Below are 15,333 nucleotides of genomic sequence, written 5' to 3' on the forward strand. Positions count from 1 at the left end.
TAATTTTAACTTATATTTTAAATAGATCCTGAGGATTTACATGTTTTTCATTTTTTGTTGCTTGAAAAGTTAGAGTATCATTTACTCTTCCAACCACATACCCTTTTTTTACCCATCTTCCAACTTTTAGTGATGGTGAAATCTGATCTAAATGTGAATAGATTGTATGAAGACCATCTTTGTGGGCAATAATAACAACATTTTCAAGCATTCCCGCATCTTTTTTTGCATAAACTATTTTTCCATTAAAGATAGATTTTACTTTTGCTTCTGGTTTTTCTGTTTTTAAAACAATAGATTCATTAAAGAGTTCAATTTTATAAACAGGATCAAAATATTTTCCAAACTTTTTAACAACTGTAAAAGAGTCTAAAGGTGCAATAGTTTTTCTACCACTATATTTTGTTATCTCAATTCCTGAAGTAGATGAACCAATCATTCTTACATCTACATCAATATCATTGGCATATCTCTCATTTCTTACATCATTTACACTATAATCTTTCTCTTTTTTATCTTTGACATTTCTTTTTTTAAGTTGTGCAAGACGTTGTGCTTTTTCTCTGCTTATTCTTTTCTCTTTTTCTAGTTCCTCTTTTTTAAGAATATTAAGTTTCCCTAAAAGATCTTTTAAAGACTCTTGTTTTTGAACACTCTTTTTAAGTTCTGCTTGGTAATCTTTGTGTCTTTTATCAAGAAGCACCAAAGATCTTGAATACTTCTTTTTAAGCAAGCTTAGTTGATCTTTTCTCTCTTTTCTTTTTTCAATATATGCAGAGATTTCATTGATTTTTTTTTGATTCTCTTTTTTATTTTGGGTCAAAAGTTCATAATTGTTATTTAGTTTTAATATCTCATCTTTTGAGTTTTGAGATAATAAAGAGTAGATTTCTGAATCAATTAACTCTTGAAGAGTACTTTCTCCTGCTAGTTTTAAAGCAATTGAAGAGGAGAAATCATCAATAATTACTTTAATGATTTGTTGCTCATTCTCCTCTTTTTTCTGCATAATTGATTTTGAATCTTCTTGTAAAGCACTAAGACTCTTTTTTGCTTCATCTAGTTTAGATTCATGGTTTTTTATATCATCATTTACAACTGAGATATCTTTTTCAAGTTGGGTTAATTCTCCATTTTGTTTTGATATCTCAGAAGCAAGGATTTTTATCTGTAAATCTGCTTTATATTGATTATTTTGACTCTCTTTTAAAATCTCTTGATTCTCTTCAATCTTTTTATCTATATTTTTAGAAGAGGCATCTAGGAAAGTGATAAGAATGATAAATATATAAAAAAATCTAGTCATATTTTATTTTGTACTTAAAAAGTACACCTATTATTGTTAATATAGAGATACCAAATGAGAGTATAAATATTTGAAGTAAGGATTCATTTAAATCCAAAGTTACAGTTACAATATTAATTAAATCATTAGGTAAAATTGCGCCAATATCATTTACTAAATAAGTAAAAATTGAAGAAACAATAACAAAAGAGATAAGAGCACTAAAGATTGCATATCTTAGTATTGTAGAAGAACTATATAATATTGAAGCCCCATGAAGTTTTAATATTGTTATCTTTTCATGGTGTTCATAGAACCAAATTCTAATCTGTTTTGAAATCATAATAATTGCAAAAATAGTGATAATAGTAAAAAGTATCATACTTATTTGACTAAGTAAGAGCAAAAGAAGATAGATACTATTGTGGTTTTTTGAAAAAATCTCAACTTTTCTTATATTTTTATTCTCATAAAGTTGATTTTTTATCACTTCAAGTTCACTTGTTGTTGGGAAAACTTCAAGTTTGATTTTATAAAAATTTGGAAGTTTCTCTCTTAAAAGTTGAAGTGAAGTATCTGAAAGACTTGAACTTAGGTTACTAATAATATTCTCGTTTTTCAAAGTAATAATCTTATCAACTTTTATATTTGCCAGTTTTGTTATCTTCTCTTTTATTAGTGGAGTATTTGTTATTATTACAATAGAGTAATCATTTGCAATAGTTTTTTTATAGTTTTCTAATATATTTGCAGAAAAAATATATATGATAAAAGAGATTAACATTGCAGTTAATGGAACAATAAAGGCGAAACTATTTTTAAGAAACTTCATATATTATTCCATCTTCTATTGATAGTTGTCTAAATCTAATACCAAAGTTTTTTGGAACCCTATGGGTTACAACTACAACAGTAATACCTAGTTGTTCATTTGCCCCTTTTAATAAGTTCCATACAACTTCAGCTGAATAATCATCAAGATTTCCTGTTGGTTCATCTGCAATGATTATTTTGGGATTGTGTGCTAATGCACGTGCTACTGCAACCCTTTGTTGTTCTCCTCCACTTAACTCATTTGGATAATACCCTTGTCTATGGCTAAGTTTTACGTGAGTTAATAGTTTTATCGCTTGCTCTTTTGAAACATCATTTGAGTAGCCGTTTATTTTAAGAGGAATCATAATATTCTCTTCAATTGTCCACTCGTTTATTAGTTTATAATCTTGGAAAATAATACCAATATCTTTTCTTACTCTTCTTAGAGGTTTACTTTTAATTCCAAATAGCTCTTGCCCTGCAATATTTAAACTTCCATGTTTTAAGGTAATATCTCCATAAAATGACTTTAGTAGGGTAGATTTACCGCTACCGCTTGTTCCACCAATAAATATAAACTCTCTCTCTTTTATAAAAAAATTTCCTTTTTTTATAATGTATTTATTTTCATCATAAGAGAGATAGATATTTTTAGCTTCTATCATTTTGTTAGCATCTCTTTTAGTTTATTATGAGCTTTTATATTTGCACTTGTTGGAAGAGGTGAGTCTTGGAAATATTTAGCATCTCTACTTTCAACTAAAATATATTTGTTAACTGGTCTATCAAAACTTCCAAAAGTTACTTGAATAAGACCAGAATTTGGCATCTCTTCTATTGTAAAAATATCTTCAATATGAATAAAAAAGTCTTCATCAACTACAGCTTTTGTTGAGATGGTTTTTATTATCTCATCAAACTCTATTTTTTCATTAAAGGTAAAATCATAGTTTAAATCAATATCTTTATCTTCTTGTTCTGCATAAAGAAGAACATCATAAATAGCTTTTCCTTGTTTCTTCCATCTATCTTCATATTTACTTGAGATTGCCAAGTCTCTATTTATATCAATTGATATTTTTCCCTTTGGAAGATTTGTAAGAAGATTAGTACAAAAATCAAAATATTTTCTACTATCAGTTCTAAGTTCTAAAGTCCCACCAATTTTTAATACTCTTAAAGCCTCATTTACAAAAGCATTAGAGTAGATTCTTCTATGGGGTTTTTTATCCCAAGGTACAGGAAAATGAACAAAAATCTTTCCAACTTTATTTGATTGGATAAACTCCATAAAGAGTCTTGCATCATAGTTTACTACTAAAATATTCTCAATATTTTGGATATTGACTTGTTTTAATAGTTGTTCAATAGAGGGAGTATGTATTTCAAGTCCTATAAACTGAACATTTGGATTGTTTTTTGCTTGATGAAGAAGATGTCTTCCACTTCCAAATCCAATCTCAATTTGAATCTCTTTGTCTGTTTTAAAATCATTTACAAAAAAATCTATATTTTTAAGATACTTTTGATCAGGTTTTATTTTTTGATTAAAACTTTGTGTATTTGTAAAAACAATATTAGCTTCAACGTGCTTGGCATAACTGTTAATTGCATCTTTTACAATATCTACAGGAGTAACTCTAGTTATTTTATCTGCTTTTAAAAGATACTTTTCATCTTTTGGTTTAAGAGTTAAAAAGAACTCTTTTTCATCTTTTTTTACTGCAATTTTATATTCACTTTTTCTTTTTTTTTGAGTGAAGTTATATGATTTTGCAATAAAATTAAAATCTACACCATCACAACTTGATGGTGTAGTTAAATCTCTATTAGACTTGTCAAAAACTACATGTGGCATATATTTAGTTCATCTCTTTTAATTTAGGTAGTACAAGTTCTGTTTTGCTTGTAATTTCTGAAACAATTCCATATTGGTCAACAGCTTGAACAGCATAGCTATACTCAACACCTCTTACAATATCTTTGTCTTCAAATCTTAGGGCTTGAATATTTTGGAATTTAACAGTTTTAGTTTTGAAAAATCCCTCTTTTATTGTTTTGTAAATAGTATATGAAACAGCTCTATTATCACCAGCTTGCCAGTTTAAGATTGCTTTTTGACCTTGAATTTGAGCTAAAGTAAGAATAGGTTTATTTAATTTATTTAAAGTACTTCCCATTACAGAATTAACATGTTCACTACTTTCTAAACCATCTTTATCAACAGCTCTTATTTTATAAAAATATACTTTTCCATCTTCATTTATAAAATCTTCGTACTCTAAAGTGCTTACGTTTACTGAATGAAGTAGATCAAAACCACTTGTTGCATTGCTACTTCTGTAGATATTATATTTTATAACATCACTTGCATTTGAAGCTTGCCAATTAATAGCAATTTTTCTTGGTAAATCATTTGTTGCATTTACAGCACTTACACCTTCAGGAAGTGGTTTTGTTTGCGCTTGAACAATCTCACTTGGCATTGATTCTAAACCATCATAAGTTATAGCTGTAACTCTATATTGGTAGATAACATTATCATCTAAATCCATATCAATAAACTCAGCTTGAAGTCTACCATTAACAGTTTTTAAATTTTCCCATTCACTTGTTCTAGGAGAGGTTCTTTCAATTCTATAAGACTCAACTCTTTCATTTGGATGTGGTCTCCAAATAATTTTTATCTGTCTTGGAAGATTAGAAATTGCTTGGATAAAAGTAACTCCTTCCATAAGTGGAAGTGTTGAAACCACATAATCATCTGTTGTTTTTGATTCAACATCTGTTTTTGTTGCTGCTGAAATTTTATAAACATATTTTGTATTTGGTTCTAGATTTTCATCAACATAGTGTGTTGTATATCTATTCTCTATTGTATCAATCTGTCTTAATTTTGCGCCATCTTTTTGTAGATTTGCTCTATAAAAGTGATATCCTACAACTCTTGGATCATCAACTTTTCTCCACTCAAAAGCTATTGCATTTACATCAGGAATGGATCTAATTGATGACGAATCAACCACTTCTAAGGTTTCATCTATTTTTGGTTTTTGGGGTTCATTAACGTTTTTTAGGCTACATCCACTAATTAGTAAAACTGAAGTTGTTAGTAATGTTATTTTCATCAATTTTGTCATCTATACTCTCCATATAAAAATTTTCTGTAAGGTATTGATGCATATCTTCACTAAGCTTTGCTCTAAAACTCATTTTTTTATTCGTAATTGGATGAATTAAATATAGAATATATGCATGCAAAAAAAATCTATTTATTTTATTTAATTCGCCCTTAAATCCATATAAATTATCCCCTAATATATGCCTATTTATCGAACTTAGGTGTACTCTGATTTGATGGGTTCTTCCTGTGAAAAGTTTACAAGCAATTAACTCATTTTTTTCATTTTTAGATAAAGCTATTTTACTAAATGCTGATTTTGCTGCTCTGGCATTTTCTATAATAGCCATTTTAAGTCTATTATTTGGATTTCTTCCTATTGGTTTTTCAATAATTGTATCCTCTTTTAGAGGTAAATCAATTATTGCAAGATAATATCTTCCCATACTTTTATCTTCTAGTTGTTTTGATAGATTTATATGGGCTTCATTGGTTTTAGCTACAACCATCACTCCACTTGTGCCTTTGTCAAGTCTGTGAACAATGCCATGTCTCTCTTCTCCACTAATTGTAGATAAAGAGATATTTTTTAGTTTTAACCAATCAACTAAGGTGGCATCTTTTACACTTGGAGCATCGTGTACTGTTAGGTTATAAGGTTTATTTATTACTAAAATATGTTCATCTTCATAAATGGATTCAACCTCTTTATCTTTGAGAGACTCTTTTAAAAACTTTTCATCTTTAACATTATCAAAAGTTGCTTCTGGAAGTTCAACTTCAATGTTTTGATTAACTTTTAATTTTGTACCACCTTTGGTGATAATTTTGCCATCAACTTTTACAAACTCTTTTTTGATTAACTGTTCAATTTGGTTTCTAGAAGCTTCAATATTTATAGTCAAAAATTTATCTAGTCGATTCTCTTCTAAAACAATAAAATTTTTATACATATTTGGATACTCTTTCATTATGCATTTAATAGATAAACGAATTATATCTCATTTTGATTATTTAATGATTATATTCATACTACCTCTGGTATTACTTTCATATAATCTAATTAGTGAAACCAATACAACATTGGCCAATAAACAATTGATATATTATTCTCTCTCAATTGCTGTTTTTCTTTTTGTTTTTATTTTGCCAATAAGAAGAAATATTAGGCTAATCCCTTTTTTATATTGGATTGGAATATTTTTACTTCTTGCAGTTGAGTTTTGGGGTGTTACCAAACTTGGAGCAAAAAGATGGCTTAGTCTCCCTTTTATGAGCATGACAATTCAGCCAAGTGAATTATTTAAACCTATTTTTATTATTATGATTGGATATTTAATCCAAAATAGACAGCCAGATGATGGCGGTTATAAACTAAAAGATTTTATCTATTTCTCTTTTTATATTTTACTTCCTTTCCTTTTAATAGCTAAAGAGCCAGATTTAGGAACAGCGTTGGTTCTACTTTTAGTTGGATATGGAATTTTATTTATTATTGGAGTTAACTGGAAAATTTGGGCAACAATTATTCTTATAATTGGTCTTGCTTCTCCTTTTATTTACACCTACTTAATTAAAGATTATCAGAAAAAAAGAATTAAAGATTTCCTTTCAGAAAAGCCTAGTTATCAAGTGCAGCAATCAATTATTGCAATTGGTAATGGAGGTTTAGTTGGAAAAGAGGCAGAAGATGCAACACAAACCCAGTTGAAATTTTTGCCAATTGCTACAAGTGATTTTATTTTTGCTTTTTTTGTTGAAAGATATGGGTTTTTAGGTGCTTTTGGATTGATAATTGTATATGCCCTTTTGATTTTGCATCTACTCTCCTTGAACTACTATTTTTATGATGATTATGTAATCCGTAGTTTTGCCTCCGGTTTAGGACTATTGATCTTCTTTAATATGAGCGTAAATATTTTAATGGTTATAGGCTACGCCCCCGTTGTAGGTCTGCCTCTGCCACTATTTTCCTATGGAGGAAGTTCTTTTATTAATTTTATTGTATTATTCGCAATTTTAGAAAATCTGTTAGCCTTTAGGTTTATGGATATGTATAATTTTGAAAGGAGACTATAGTGGAAGCGCAATTAACCTGTTTTATTGGTTTTGAAAATGAATTTGAGGAGTCAAAGGCAGTTTTATTTGGTGCCCCTTTTGATGGGACAACATCATTTAAACCAGGCGCACGATTTGCTCCAAATGCAATGAGAGAAGACTCTTGGGCAATAGAGAGTTATAGTCCCTATTTAGATAAAGATTTAAACGATTTAAAACTTTTTGATTATGGGAATTTAGAACTTCCTTTTGGGGATAAAAAAAATGCTCTTAGAATGATACAAGAGATGACTCAAAGTATTATTGATGCAGGAAAAATACCAATTATGATTGGTGGAGAACATTTAGTTTCACTAGCTCCTGTAAAAGCATTAAGTAAAAAATATGAAGATTTAAATGTTATTCATTTTGATGCCCACACAGATTTAAGGGAAGATTATTTAGGTGAAGCTTTAAGTCACGCAACAGTAATTAGAAGAATATATGACCAATTAGGCGATGGTAAAGTAAATCAATTTTGTATTAGAAGTGGACTGAAAGAGGAGTTTGAATGGGCAAAAAAACATACTCATTTAGAAAAATTTACTTATAATACTTTAGAGTCATGTGTAAGAAGATTAAAAGATAAACCTGTTTATATAACAATAGATTTGGATGTATTTGATCCTTCAGTTTTCCCTGGAACTGGAACACCTGAACCAGGAGGAATAAATTTTCATCATATGTTAGAGATTATTAGCTTTTTGGGAAGACTTGAAAATGTAGTAGGGTTGGATATTGTGGAGCTTAGTCCTAAATATGATGCTAGTGGGGTTTCAACTGCTGTTGCTTGTAAAACTTTGAGAGAGTTGGTTTTAGCTACTATTAAGTAGGGGATGACAAGAACTCGCTCAGTACTGCCGTTATCGGGTCGCCGTAGGCGAGCCGATAACGTTTAAAATGAGCAATCAAAAAGCCGCTCGCGGGTTTTTGATTGGTCTCCTTTGGTTTGTTATATTTGTCATATACTGACATCGCTAATACTGTCTAATTTATATCGCTTAAGTTTTCCATCTCGGGAAAATATTTGTTTTACGACAGCTTTTAATGGTTTGAAATTTCCTCTTGTGACTTCTGCTAAATTATCAGCCATTAGCATCTTCTCACGATCCGTTAACTCGCGTTCCAACTCAAAACTGTACGATGTCGAATCAATAGATGTAATAAAGCGACCAGAGCCTGTTCGAGCATTAAAACGACTTACTGCAACATCAACAACTTCATAATTTTCTGCTTCTTCTTCTGTTTCTAAATATTTTAATGTCTCATCATTGAATTCAATTAACAATTTATTTCCCATTGACATTGCAATGGAATAACCCTGTTTTTTAACGGGCATATGAGCTGCCATTAAAGCATTTTCAAGCCTATGATGCAAATCTTCATTCCCTTTTTCAAGTTCTCGAATTCTCTTTTTTGCTTTTCTGTTGTTTATAATAAAAGGAATCCCAAGCAAACTACTAAACATATATTTTAATAAATCATACAGACCATTAGTACCAAGGTTTTTTACAAGTTCCAATATGTCAGGATCGGCAATGATTAATTGTATAACCTGTTCAAGAGAACCCTCTTTAATACTAGACGAAATCCTTTTGAAGCTGGAGCTTTAACAATGATTTCATTGTGAATAAATGCATGAGTTGAAATCATCAGAAATTCAGACAACGCACTTAATGAATGTGTTCCATAGTACATATCTAAGCCATCAAATTCAACCAATCCAGAGTCATATTTAATTTTAAATGTCATTTCCATATGTTGATTCCTTTAATATAATGTTTGAAATGAGCCAATAAATTTCCCGCAGGGTAATTTATTGGCTCCTCTGATTTGTTATGTATTTATTAACTCTTTTCTTTTATCAAGATAATCTTCAAAAGATAAATCTGAATAATGAATCATATGGTCTATTATGCATCTAACATATCCATTTAATTCTTCGAACAGCTGTTTTCTCACATTTGTAGTAGGTAATAAGTTTTCTAAACGATCGCCAATATGAACTATTCTTGTTCTTAATCCTACTTGTTCGCCAGTTAGAGAATCTATTTTACCAGTTAGTTCTTCGAATCTTTTTAGTAAGTCTTGGTATTCAGAAGAATTTGTATCTTGTATTATGTATCTTGAAATAACTTTTTTAACATCTTGAAATTTTTTATACTCTGTAGGATAGGCTAGAAATTCTAACAAGCTTAAAATTTGAACAAATTTAGAAGTTGAAGATTCTGTTTTAATGATTTGTGAATATAAAATCATAGCATGATTAACTAACTTTCCAACTTCTCCATTTTTTGGGAATATATCCCATTCTGGTTGCGATAAAGCAAGTCCTAATCCTTTTGTTGCTTGAGCGTTAAAAACAGCACCAGAAATTAATTTTGATTCATTGCTATTAAGATTAACAAAAAGTACAGCCGACATATTGTTAACAAGAGTTTGACTAGGAGAAGAAGGAAGTTTATCATTAGAAATATGTGAAATTTTACAGTATTTATATATAAAAAAATTTAGATATTTTTGAGTTATTGTTTCGGATAAGTTAGATATTAGCTCTAAATGTTTTTCATGGCTGTAATTAAAAATAGTATCCAATGATAATTTTATTGGTATGACAATAAGTGCATATTGATTTAAAGTTTCTATTGATATACCAGTAAGCTGAGATTGTAAAGATGATAATTCTGAAATTGAAAGTTCTGATGGATGTTTTTCTCTTAATTTAGAGATCTCTGTATTTATGAGTTTATACTTTGACAAATCCAATCTACCTTCAGGATAAATCATTATTCCTTCAGGAAGAAAAATACTTCTATTTGTTGCCAATCTCGAGATTGGTAGTATAGCAATTTGAAAACCATCTTCTATATATTTTTTATATGCAGTTTGTAAGTCTCCTAAGTCTATCTTTTCATAATCATTAGTGTCGTACCAATATTGATGATTTTCTGGAAATATTAATTCAATATCCTGCTCGTTTTCTACGGCTATCTTAGATGGCTCATCATCTGGAAGCAACCAACAATGTAAGCAGTATTCGCTACACCCTTTGATGTAGTCATAGGGAGGATAAAAATGACTGCTATTAATATCTGTATCAATGATTTTATATGGATTATTACAAGAACTACAAAATCTAGTTATGTATAAATCATAATCATTAACATTAATTCCGTCTTTATTGATTTTCAAACTTAACTCCTTGAATATTCATATACATAAATTACTAAAGTATCAATTTTATACATAACGGTTTACTTCACCGACAGGTTTAGCTGTTCGGTGCAAGGCTTTGTTAGTCTATTTATTAAGAATATGACAAGCCTAAATTCAAGCCAGCAAGTTGAATAGTTTCGTCATTATCATATCTAGTCGTTAGCAAGTCATATTTAGTATTTAAGTCTCGACCTTGCAATAATCCTTGTAATTCTACTAAAAAGTCATATTGTCTATTTTTGACTACATAGTCATCACACAGCACTACTTGTATATACTCTTCATTGTAGTCATTAAGTAAGGTTAGCAATTCTGTAACATTGAAAGTTACAACTTTATACAAAAACAAAACTATTAGCGAATCAATGACATCATCAATATTTTTGATATTGGTGAAATCATTATCTTTAAATTCAATGGTTTCATAATCATTTTCTATCCATAGTTCACATATGGTTTGAATAACCTTACCACCATATTGAATTGAGTTTGTTAGGTTTTTTAAAACCAATGCATTTATTACTTCTTTAGTATCTTCGAATTTCTCTGTTTCTGGAAGAGCTTTCCCTATTCTTTCCAAGTCTTCCAATGTAGAAAGATACAACAGCCTATTTGTAACAAATTTTAATTTTTGTGTATTTGCTCTATTCTCAGCGCTACTTGAATTGTCATAATCTAGCTTTAAAAGCTTATTGAATTCAATCAAATAAAATTTTTGTAGGTTGATGAGTTGTTTTACAATGTATTCATTTTTCGTAAAGTAAATTTCAAAAGTGCTATATCTTTTTTCATTCTTGATTAAACTCTTTATATAGGACATAAACCCTTTGCTTTTGGCTTGATTCTTGATTCTACTCAATGGAATATTGTAACCCAACGATTTAATGTCTTGTTCCAAACTATCAATTTTTGAAGGATGCATCGATACATATGCAGTAATAAAATTCAGAACTTCAAATAAATTACCTTCTTCAAGATCATTGTTTGAATGCAGCAATTTCCATTCATCCAAAGTCAATTGATCAGTTTTTTCGGTATTGATATTTAGCTCATTTGGTAATGAAGCTTTTACATATTCAATGACATCATCTTTTTCTATTGCCTTGCATATTATAATAATGTCATCAACATATCTAAAATATTTTTCTGGAAATTGTTCAGATAGTTTAGTATCAAAGTCTTCTAAATAAATCTGAGCCATTAGATGACTTAATTCGGTACCTATAGGTACACCTTTTGAAGATTGTTCAAGAATTGAGTTTGTTATATTGCTTGCTAACTTAAAAATTTGAGGTTCAGTGTTCTCTTCAAGCTTTGCAATAAATTGATTTTTGACAGCTTCAATATTAATTGATGGATAAAATTTTGATAAATCCAATACAAGTGCTATTGAATTTTGATTTTCTAGTAAAGCCTTGTATACATCTTCATTTCTTCGTTTATAACCATTAAAATAATATTGAAAATTTCTAGTAGATTTTGTGTTTTCAGGAAGTAAGTAACTGTAAATAAATTTTTTGTTTTCTATAAAATTTTCTTGAGACATCAATCTCATCAAATATGATTCTGAGATTATTCCAAAAGGAGATAGAGATAATATGTCTCTGTAAATGAAATCATTTTCACTTTTTTCTTTATATAATTTATTTCTTTTTGTTGCCCAATGCTTTCTAACTTGAAGCTTTCTTTTTATTAACTCATCAAACAACTTGTTTCTCACTGATGATTCTGAAAAATCTTCGTAGAAGCAACGTATACTTAAATACAAAATTGGATTTAAAGTTTTTACTTGATTGAGTGACCTCATAGCAATATTATGGTAATTATTCATGTTATTCCCTTGAATATTGCTTGAGGATAATCGCACTTTTTGGCGTATTCCCTGTAATTGGATCATGCCACTGAAATCTAGCATCAGGATTAATTGAAAGATTAATTACTTTGGATAACCATGTTGTCAATTTATTATGGAGTTTGTCTATAAACCCTAAAAAGGTACTTGCTTCATTCGTGTTGGGTTCAATATACAATATAGTTGTATGCAAATGTGACAAGGCAGTTTGTATATAGTCAAAGGATTTATCAAATTTTTTATAATTACTGCTACCTACACCGCTAAAAGCCGACATGAGGACATAATGCTCTTCATATTTGTCTTCTTCTTTTAAGAACTGCCTTATTAATAAATTCGTTGATTGTGGGTTTGTCGCGTCCCATTCGCAAGTTTCGTATTCAATAAAAATCAAATGTTGTTTAAGAACATTTTCTATCTCTTGCAACAACTGGCTATAAATCATTAATGCCGATGTTGAAAAGTCAGCTCCTACTATATTTACATGCAATGGCAACTTTGGCAGTTTCGAATGGAACCGTAATTCTGCGAGACTTGTAAGCAGTGACAGTATCCCCGCACCCGTACCCGCAGGGATATCTAATATAGATATTTCCCCACTACTAAATGTGGATTTTAAATTATTAGAAACTGTTTTGAAGTCTTCTCTTGGATCAATTACAACAAATTGTGTTCGAGCTGATGAAGTTAAAAATCTTTCTGCAAAATGTTTTTTTGTTTCATCATCATTTCTACCACCAGTGGCTCCTACAGAATTGTTTGTATGATTCTTTGCATGCTCATACATAGATAATGCAATTAATTTGTTTTTATAAACCTCTATGAGGCTTTCTGGTTGGTAAAGAATGTTATCTTTCCATAAACTATCTGGAGTCATAGATTTCCTATTCACTGTGTTTTAATATGGGGCACATTTCAGACTAACTAATTATTAGTAATACATTATATATAAATAATATATAAAAATATCTAATATCTTAACATTAAAAATGTAAAGATATTAACTCAATTAGATGATAAATGGTCTAAATTCAATGAAATATAAAATGACATCAAGAAATATGTAATTATTTATGTTAGATTATCAAGGTATATCATTAATATTTTATCATTTTGTATGACTATTAGATGAAAAACTTGATAGTTTAACAAAATGATAAATATATTATTGTAAAAATAATTTTCAAAATAATTGAGTTTACTTAAACTTTAAACAACTTTCTTTTGTGAAAAAGAAAGTAACAAAAAAATCACCCTACAAGGTTTTGAAGGCGTAGCTTCCCTCTTTTATTATTTATCTCTTTTGAGTGAGTAAAAACTTGCTAAAGAGTGCATTAAAGCACTCTTTTTAACGCTTCAAACAGTTTACTCACTTGTTTTCAAAAGAGATAAATAAACACTCGGCTTCAAAAATGTAGGGAATGGGATAAGGACATTTGATTTTTTAATACCATTTTATTTAGATTTGTGTCTCAGTAAATTTACTGACTAAAATTTTGCGGCTAGGATAGTCCAGACTTTGGTAAAGCCGATATTTTTATGATTTAAAGCGAAAAAAGTCGAAACTGTTTGAGCGTTAAGAAATGTGATTTAATATCACATTTTAGCGAGTTGCCACCTTAAAAAAACATAAATATAATCATTAAAAGAATTAAATCCTATTTGGCTCATAGACTTCATTATTTTTATAAATTGAATGAGCAATAATTAATAATTTTCGCATAATTGCAACTTGTATAACTGTTGTGTGTTTCCCATTCTCTTTTAACCTATCATAAAAACTTTTTAATCTTTCATTATGTCGTACAGATGTCATTGCTGGCATAAACAAAGTACCTCTACATATTTTTGAACCTGCTTTTGATATTTTAGTCTTACCTTTAACTGAACTTCCTGAACTCTTTTCTATTGGATCTAATCCTGCTAGGGATACTATTTGTTTTTGATTGGCATTTGGATATTGTGTGAAATGTGATAATAATACTATTGCAGATATTTCTCCTATACCATCAATTGTTTGAATATTTTTAAATGCTTCTTGGAGTTTCTCATCTTTTTTTATCATAGATTTAATTTGTTTAATAAGTTTTAATTCTTGCTTTTTTAAAAATTGATACTGTGATTCTAACTCTTTAATTGAATAGCTCTTTTCTCTTTTTGCTTTTAAAGCTGCAATATGATTTTTGGCTATTACTTGTTGTTTAATAATAAGTTTATAACAGGCTATTAATTCTTTTAACTCTTCTTCAACCGAATTAATTATAGGTACTTTAATATCTTCATTTTTAGCTGTTACAATCATCTTAGAAAGTAATCTAGCATCTTTTATATCTGTTTTATTTCTATGTCCGATTACTTTCGCAAAGCTTGCACTTTTTTTAGGATTGACAATAAAACTTTTTATATTTTGATTTGCACAAAAAGATTTTAATAAAAAAGAGTAATTAGAAGTTGGTTCATAAACAAACACTAATTTATCCAGTTCTTTTTTATAATATTTTTTTAATTTAGAATATAAACTTTTTATTGATTTTAGATTATTCTCAATAATCAAATCTAAATCATTATATGGAACATACACATTGATTGTTGACTTACTAATATCTAATCCGATAGAATACATTTCTAGAACCTTTATTTTAGGATAAAGAGTTCGTTAGGGTAGGATTTCTCCTACCTGATAATTGTTACACCAAATTTAGACTTATAAAATACGAACTAGCAATGCTGTTCTTGTTGCCACTCAAATTTAAAGTATAACTATCAAACTCGCCATCAAGCTAATTATTTTTTATAATTGCTTTAGTTCCGCACCGATATATTATCTTTCAAACTCTAAGGAAATATATTATCATATTCCCTTAAATGTATTATATAAGTTTTGCAGACTAGCTTTAAAAAATAAAAATTGAAGGGACTCTGTAAGAGCTTTAACAACTGTTTGGT

14 protein-coding genes are annotated in these 15,333 nt (G+C 29.0%); 2 read left to right on the forward strand and 12 right to left on the reverse strand.

What is annotated here, in order from left to right; genetic code table 11:
• Positions 1–10 precede the first annotated feature (10 nt).
• The 6 genes from AEBR_RS05850 to AEBR_RS05875 are packed head-to-tail and all read right to left on the reverse strand — an operon-like array spanning position 11 to position 6,175.
• Positions 11–1,306, reverse strand: coding sequence for a murein hydrolase activator EnvC family protein (locus AEBR_RS05850; RefSeq protein ID WP_129087335.1), 1,296 nt, complete (start codon positions 1,304–1,306; stop codon positions 11–13).
• Positions 1,299–2,117, reverse strand: a complete 819-nt coding sequence (locus AEBR_RS05855; RefSeq protein WP_128980923.1) for a cell division protein FtsX — start codon at positions 2,115–2,117, stop codon at positions 1,299–1,301. The genes AEBR_RS05850 and AEBR_RS05855 overlap by 8 nt, the downstream gene beginning before the upstream one ends.
• Complete coding sequence (locus AEBR_RS05860; protein ID WP_128980925.1) at positions 2,104–2,766, reverse strand: cell division ATP-binding protein FtsE; 663 nt, start codon at positions 2,764–2,766, stop codon at positions 2,104–2,106. Before AEBR_RS05860 ends, AEBR_RS05855 begins: the two co-directional genes overlap by 14 nt.
• Positions 2,763–3,959, reverse strand: a complete 1,197-nt coding sequence (gene trmB / locus AEBR_RS05865) for a tRNA (guanosine(46)-N7)-methyltransferase TrmB (RefSeq protein ID WP_129087336.1) — start codon at positions 3,957–3,959, stop codon at positions 2,763–2,765. Before trmB ends, AEBR_RS05860 begins: the two co-directional genes overlap by 4 nt.
• Before the next feature lie 4 nt (positions 3,960–3,963).
• Positions 3,964–5,241, reverse strand: a complete 1,278-nt coding sequence (locus tag AEBR_RS05870; RefSeq protein WP_228712179.1) for a fibronectin type III domain-containing protein — start codon at positions 5,239–5,241, stop codon at positions 3,964–3,966.
• The gene (locus AEBR_RS05875) at positions 5,189–6,175 is read right to left on the reverse strand and encodes an RluA family pseudouridine synthase (protein WP_129087347.1); all 987 of its coding nucleotides are present in this window, start codon (positions 6,173–6,175) and stop codon (positions 5,189–5,191) included. The genes AEBR_RS05870 and AEBR_RS05875 overlap by 53 nt, the downstream gene beginning before the upstream one ends.
• Before the next feature lie 19 nt (positions 6,176–6,194).
• On the opposite strand from AEBR_RS05875, the gene AEBR_RS05880 reads away from it, so the two are divergent.
• Together AEBR_RS05880 and speB are read left to right on the forward strand one after the other, a co-directional pair.
• The gene (locus tag AEBR_RS05880) at positions 6,195–7,301 is read left to right on the forward strand and encodes an FtsW/RodA/SpoVE family cell cycle protein (RefSeq protein ID WP_128980931.1); all 1,107 of its coding nucleotides are present in this window, start codon (positions 6,195–6,197) and stop codon (positions 7,299–7,301) included.
• Positions 7,301–8,152 carry an agmatinase gene (gene speB, locus AEBR_RS05885; protein ID WP_129087337.1) on the forward strand — a complete coding sequence of 284 codons (852 nt, stop codon included), beginning with the start codon at positions 7,301–7,303 and terminating at the stop codon, positions 8,150–8,152. Before AEBR_RS05880 ends, speB begins: the two co-directional genes overlap by 1 nt.
• Positions 8,153–8,280: 128 nt before the next feature.
• Here speB and AEBR_RS05890 read toward each other — a convergent pair whose 3' ends face one another.
• The 6 genes from AEBR_RS05890 to AEBR_RS05915 form a co-directional block, all read right to left on the reverse strand.
• Positions 8,281–8,841: a hypothetical protein gene (locus AEBR_RS05890; RefSeq protein ID WP_129087338.1), complete on the reverse strand. Its 561-nt coding sequence runs from the start codon at positions 8,839–8,841 to the stop codon at positions 8,281–8,283.
• 20 nt (positions 8,842–8,861) lie between these two features.
• Positions 8,862–9,077 (reverse strand): hypothetical protein, encoded by a 216-nt coding sequence (locus tag AEBR_RS05895; RefSeq protein ID WP_129087339.1) that lies wholly within the window; start codon positions 9,075–9,077, stop codon positions 8,862–8,864.
• Positions 9,078–9,155: 78 nt separating this feature from the next.
• Positions 9,156–10,511, reverse strand: coding sequence for a hypothetical protein (locus AEBR_RS05900; RefSeq protein ID WP_129087340.1), 1,356 nt, complete (start codon positions 10,509–10,511; stop codon positions 9,156–9,158).
• A gap of 115 nt (positions 10,512–10,626) precedes the next feature.
• Positions 10,627–12,366: an RNA-directed DNA polymerase gene (locus tag AEBR_RS05905; RefSeq protein ID WP_164969487.1), complete on the reverse strand. Its 1,740-nt coding sequence runs from the start codon at positions 12,364–12,366 to the stop codon at positions 10,627–10,629.
• 1 nt (position 12,367) lies between these two features.
• On the reverse strand, positions 12,368–13,264 hold the full coding sequence (locus tag AEBR_RS05910) for a hypothetical protein (RefSeq protein WP_129087342.1): 897 nt from the start codon (positions 13,262–13,264) through the stop codon (positions 12,368–12,370).
• A gap of 774 nt (positions 13,265–14,038) precedes the next feature.
• A complete protein-coding gene (locus AEBR_RS05915) occupies positions 14,039–15,010 on the reverse strand; it encodes an IS110 family RNA-guided transposase (RefSeq protein WP_129088458.1) in 972 nt (323 codons plus the stop codon).
• Positions 15,011–15,333 lie beyond the last annotated feature (323 nt).

Source organism: Halarcobacter ebronensis (genome assembly GCF_013201825.1).
Taxonomy (GTDB): Bacteria; Campylobacterota; Campylobacteria; order Campylobacterales; family Arcobacteraceae; genus Halarcobacter; species Halarcobacter ebronensis.

Coding starts and splice junctions, on each gene's coding strand:
- AEBR_RS05850 (WP_129087335.1), bottom strand. CDS start 1,306: ATGACTAGATTTTTTTATATATTTATCATTCTTATCACTTTCCTAGAT.
- AEBR_RS05855 (WP_128980923.1), bottom strand. CDS start 2,117: ATGAAGTTTCTTAAAAATAGTTTCGCCTTTATTGTTCCATTAACTGCA.
- AEBR_RS05860 (WP_128980925.1), bottom strand. CDS start 2,766: ATGATAGAAGCTAAAAATATCTATCTCTCTTATGATGAAAATAAATAC.
- trmB (WP_129087336.1), bottom strand. CDS start 3,959: ATGCCACATGTAGTTTTTGACAAGTCTAATAGAGATTTAACTACACCA.
- AEBR_RS05870 (WP_228712179.1), bottom strand. CDS start 5,241: ATGACAAAATTGATGAAAATAACATTACTAACAACTTCAGTTTTACTA.
- AEBR_RS05875 (WP_129087347.1), bottom strand. CDS start 6,175: ATGTATAAAAATTTTATTGTTTTAGAAGAGAATCGACTAGATAAATTT.
- AEBR_RS05880 (WP_128980931.1), top strand. CDS start 6,195: ATGCATTTAATAGATAAACGAATTATATCTCATTTTGATTATTTAATG.
- AEBR_RS05895 (WP_129087339.1), bottom strand. CDS start 9,077: ATGGAAATGACATTTAAAATTAAATATGACTCTGGATTGGTTGAATTT.
- AEBR_RS05905 (WP_164969487.1), bottom strand. CDS start 12,366: ATGAATAATTACCATAATATTGCTATGAGGTCACTCAATCAAGTAAAA.
- AEBR_RS05910 (WP_129087342.1), bottom strand. CDS start 13,264: ATGACTCCAGATAGTTTATGGAAAGATAACATTCTTTACCAACCAGAA.
- AEBR_RS05915 (WP_129088458.1), bottom strand. CDS start 15,010: ATGTATTCTATCGGATTAGATATTAGTAAGTCAACAATCAATGTGTAT.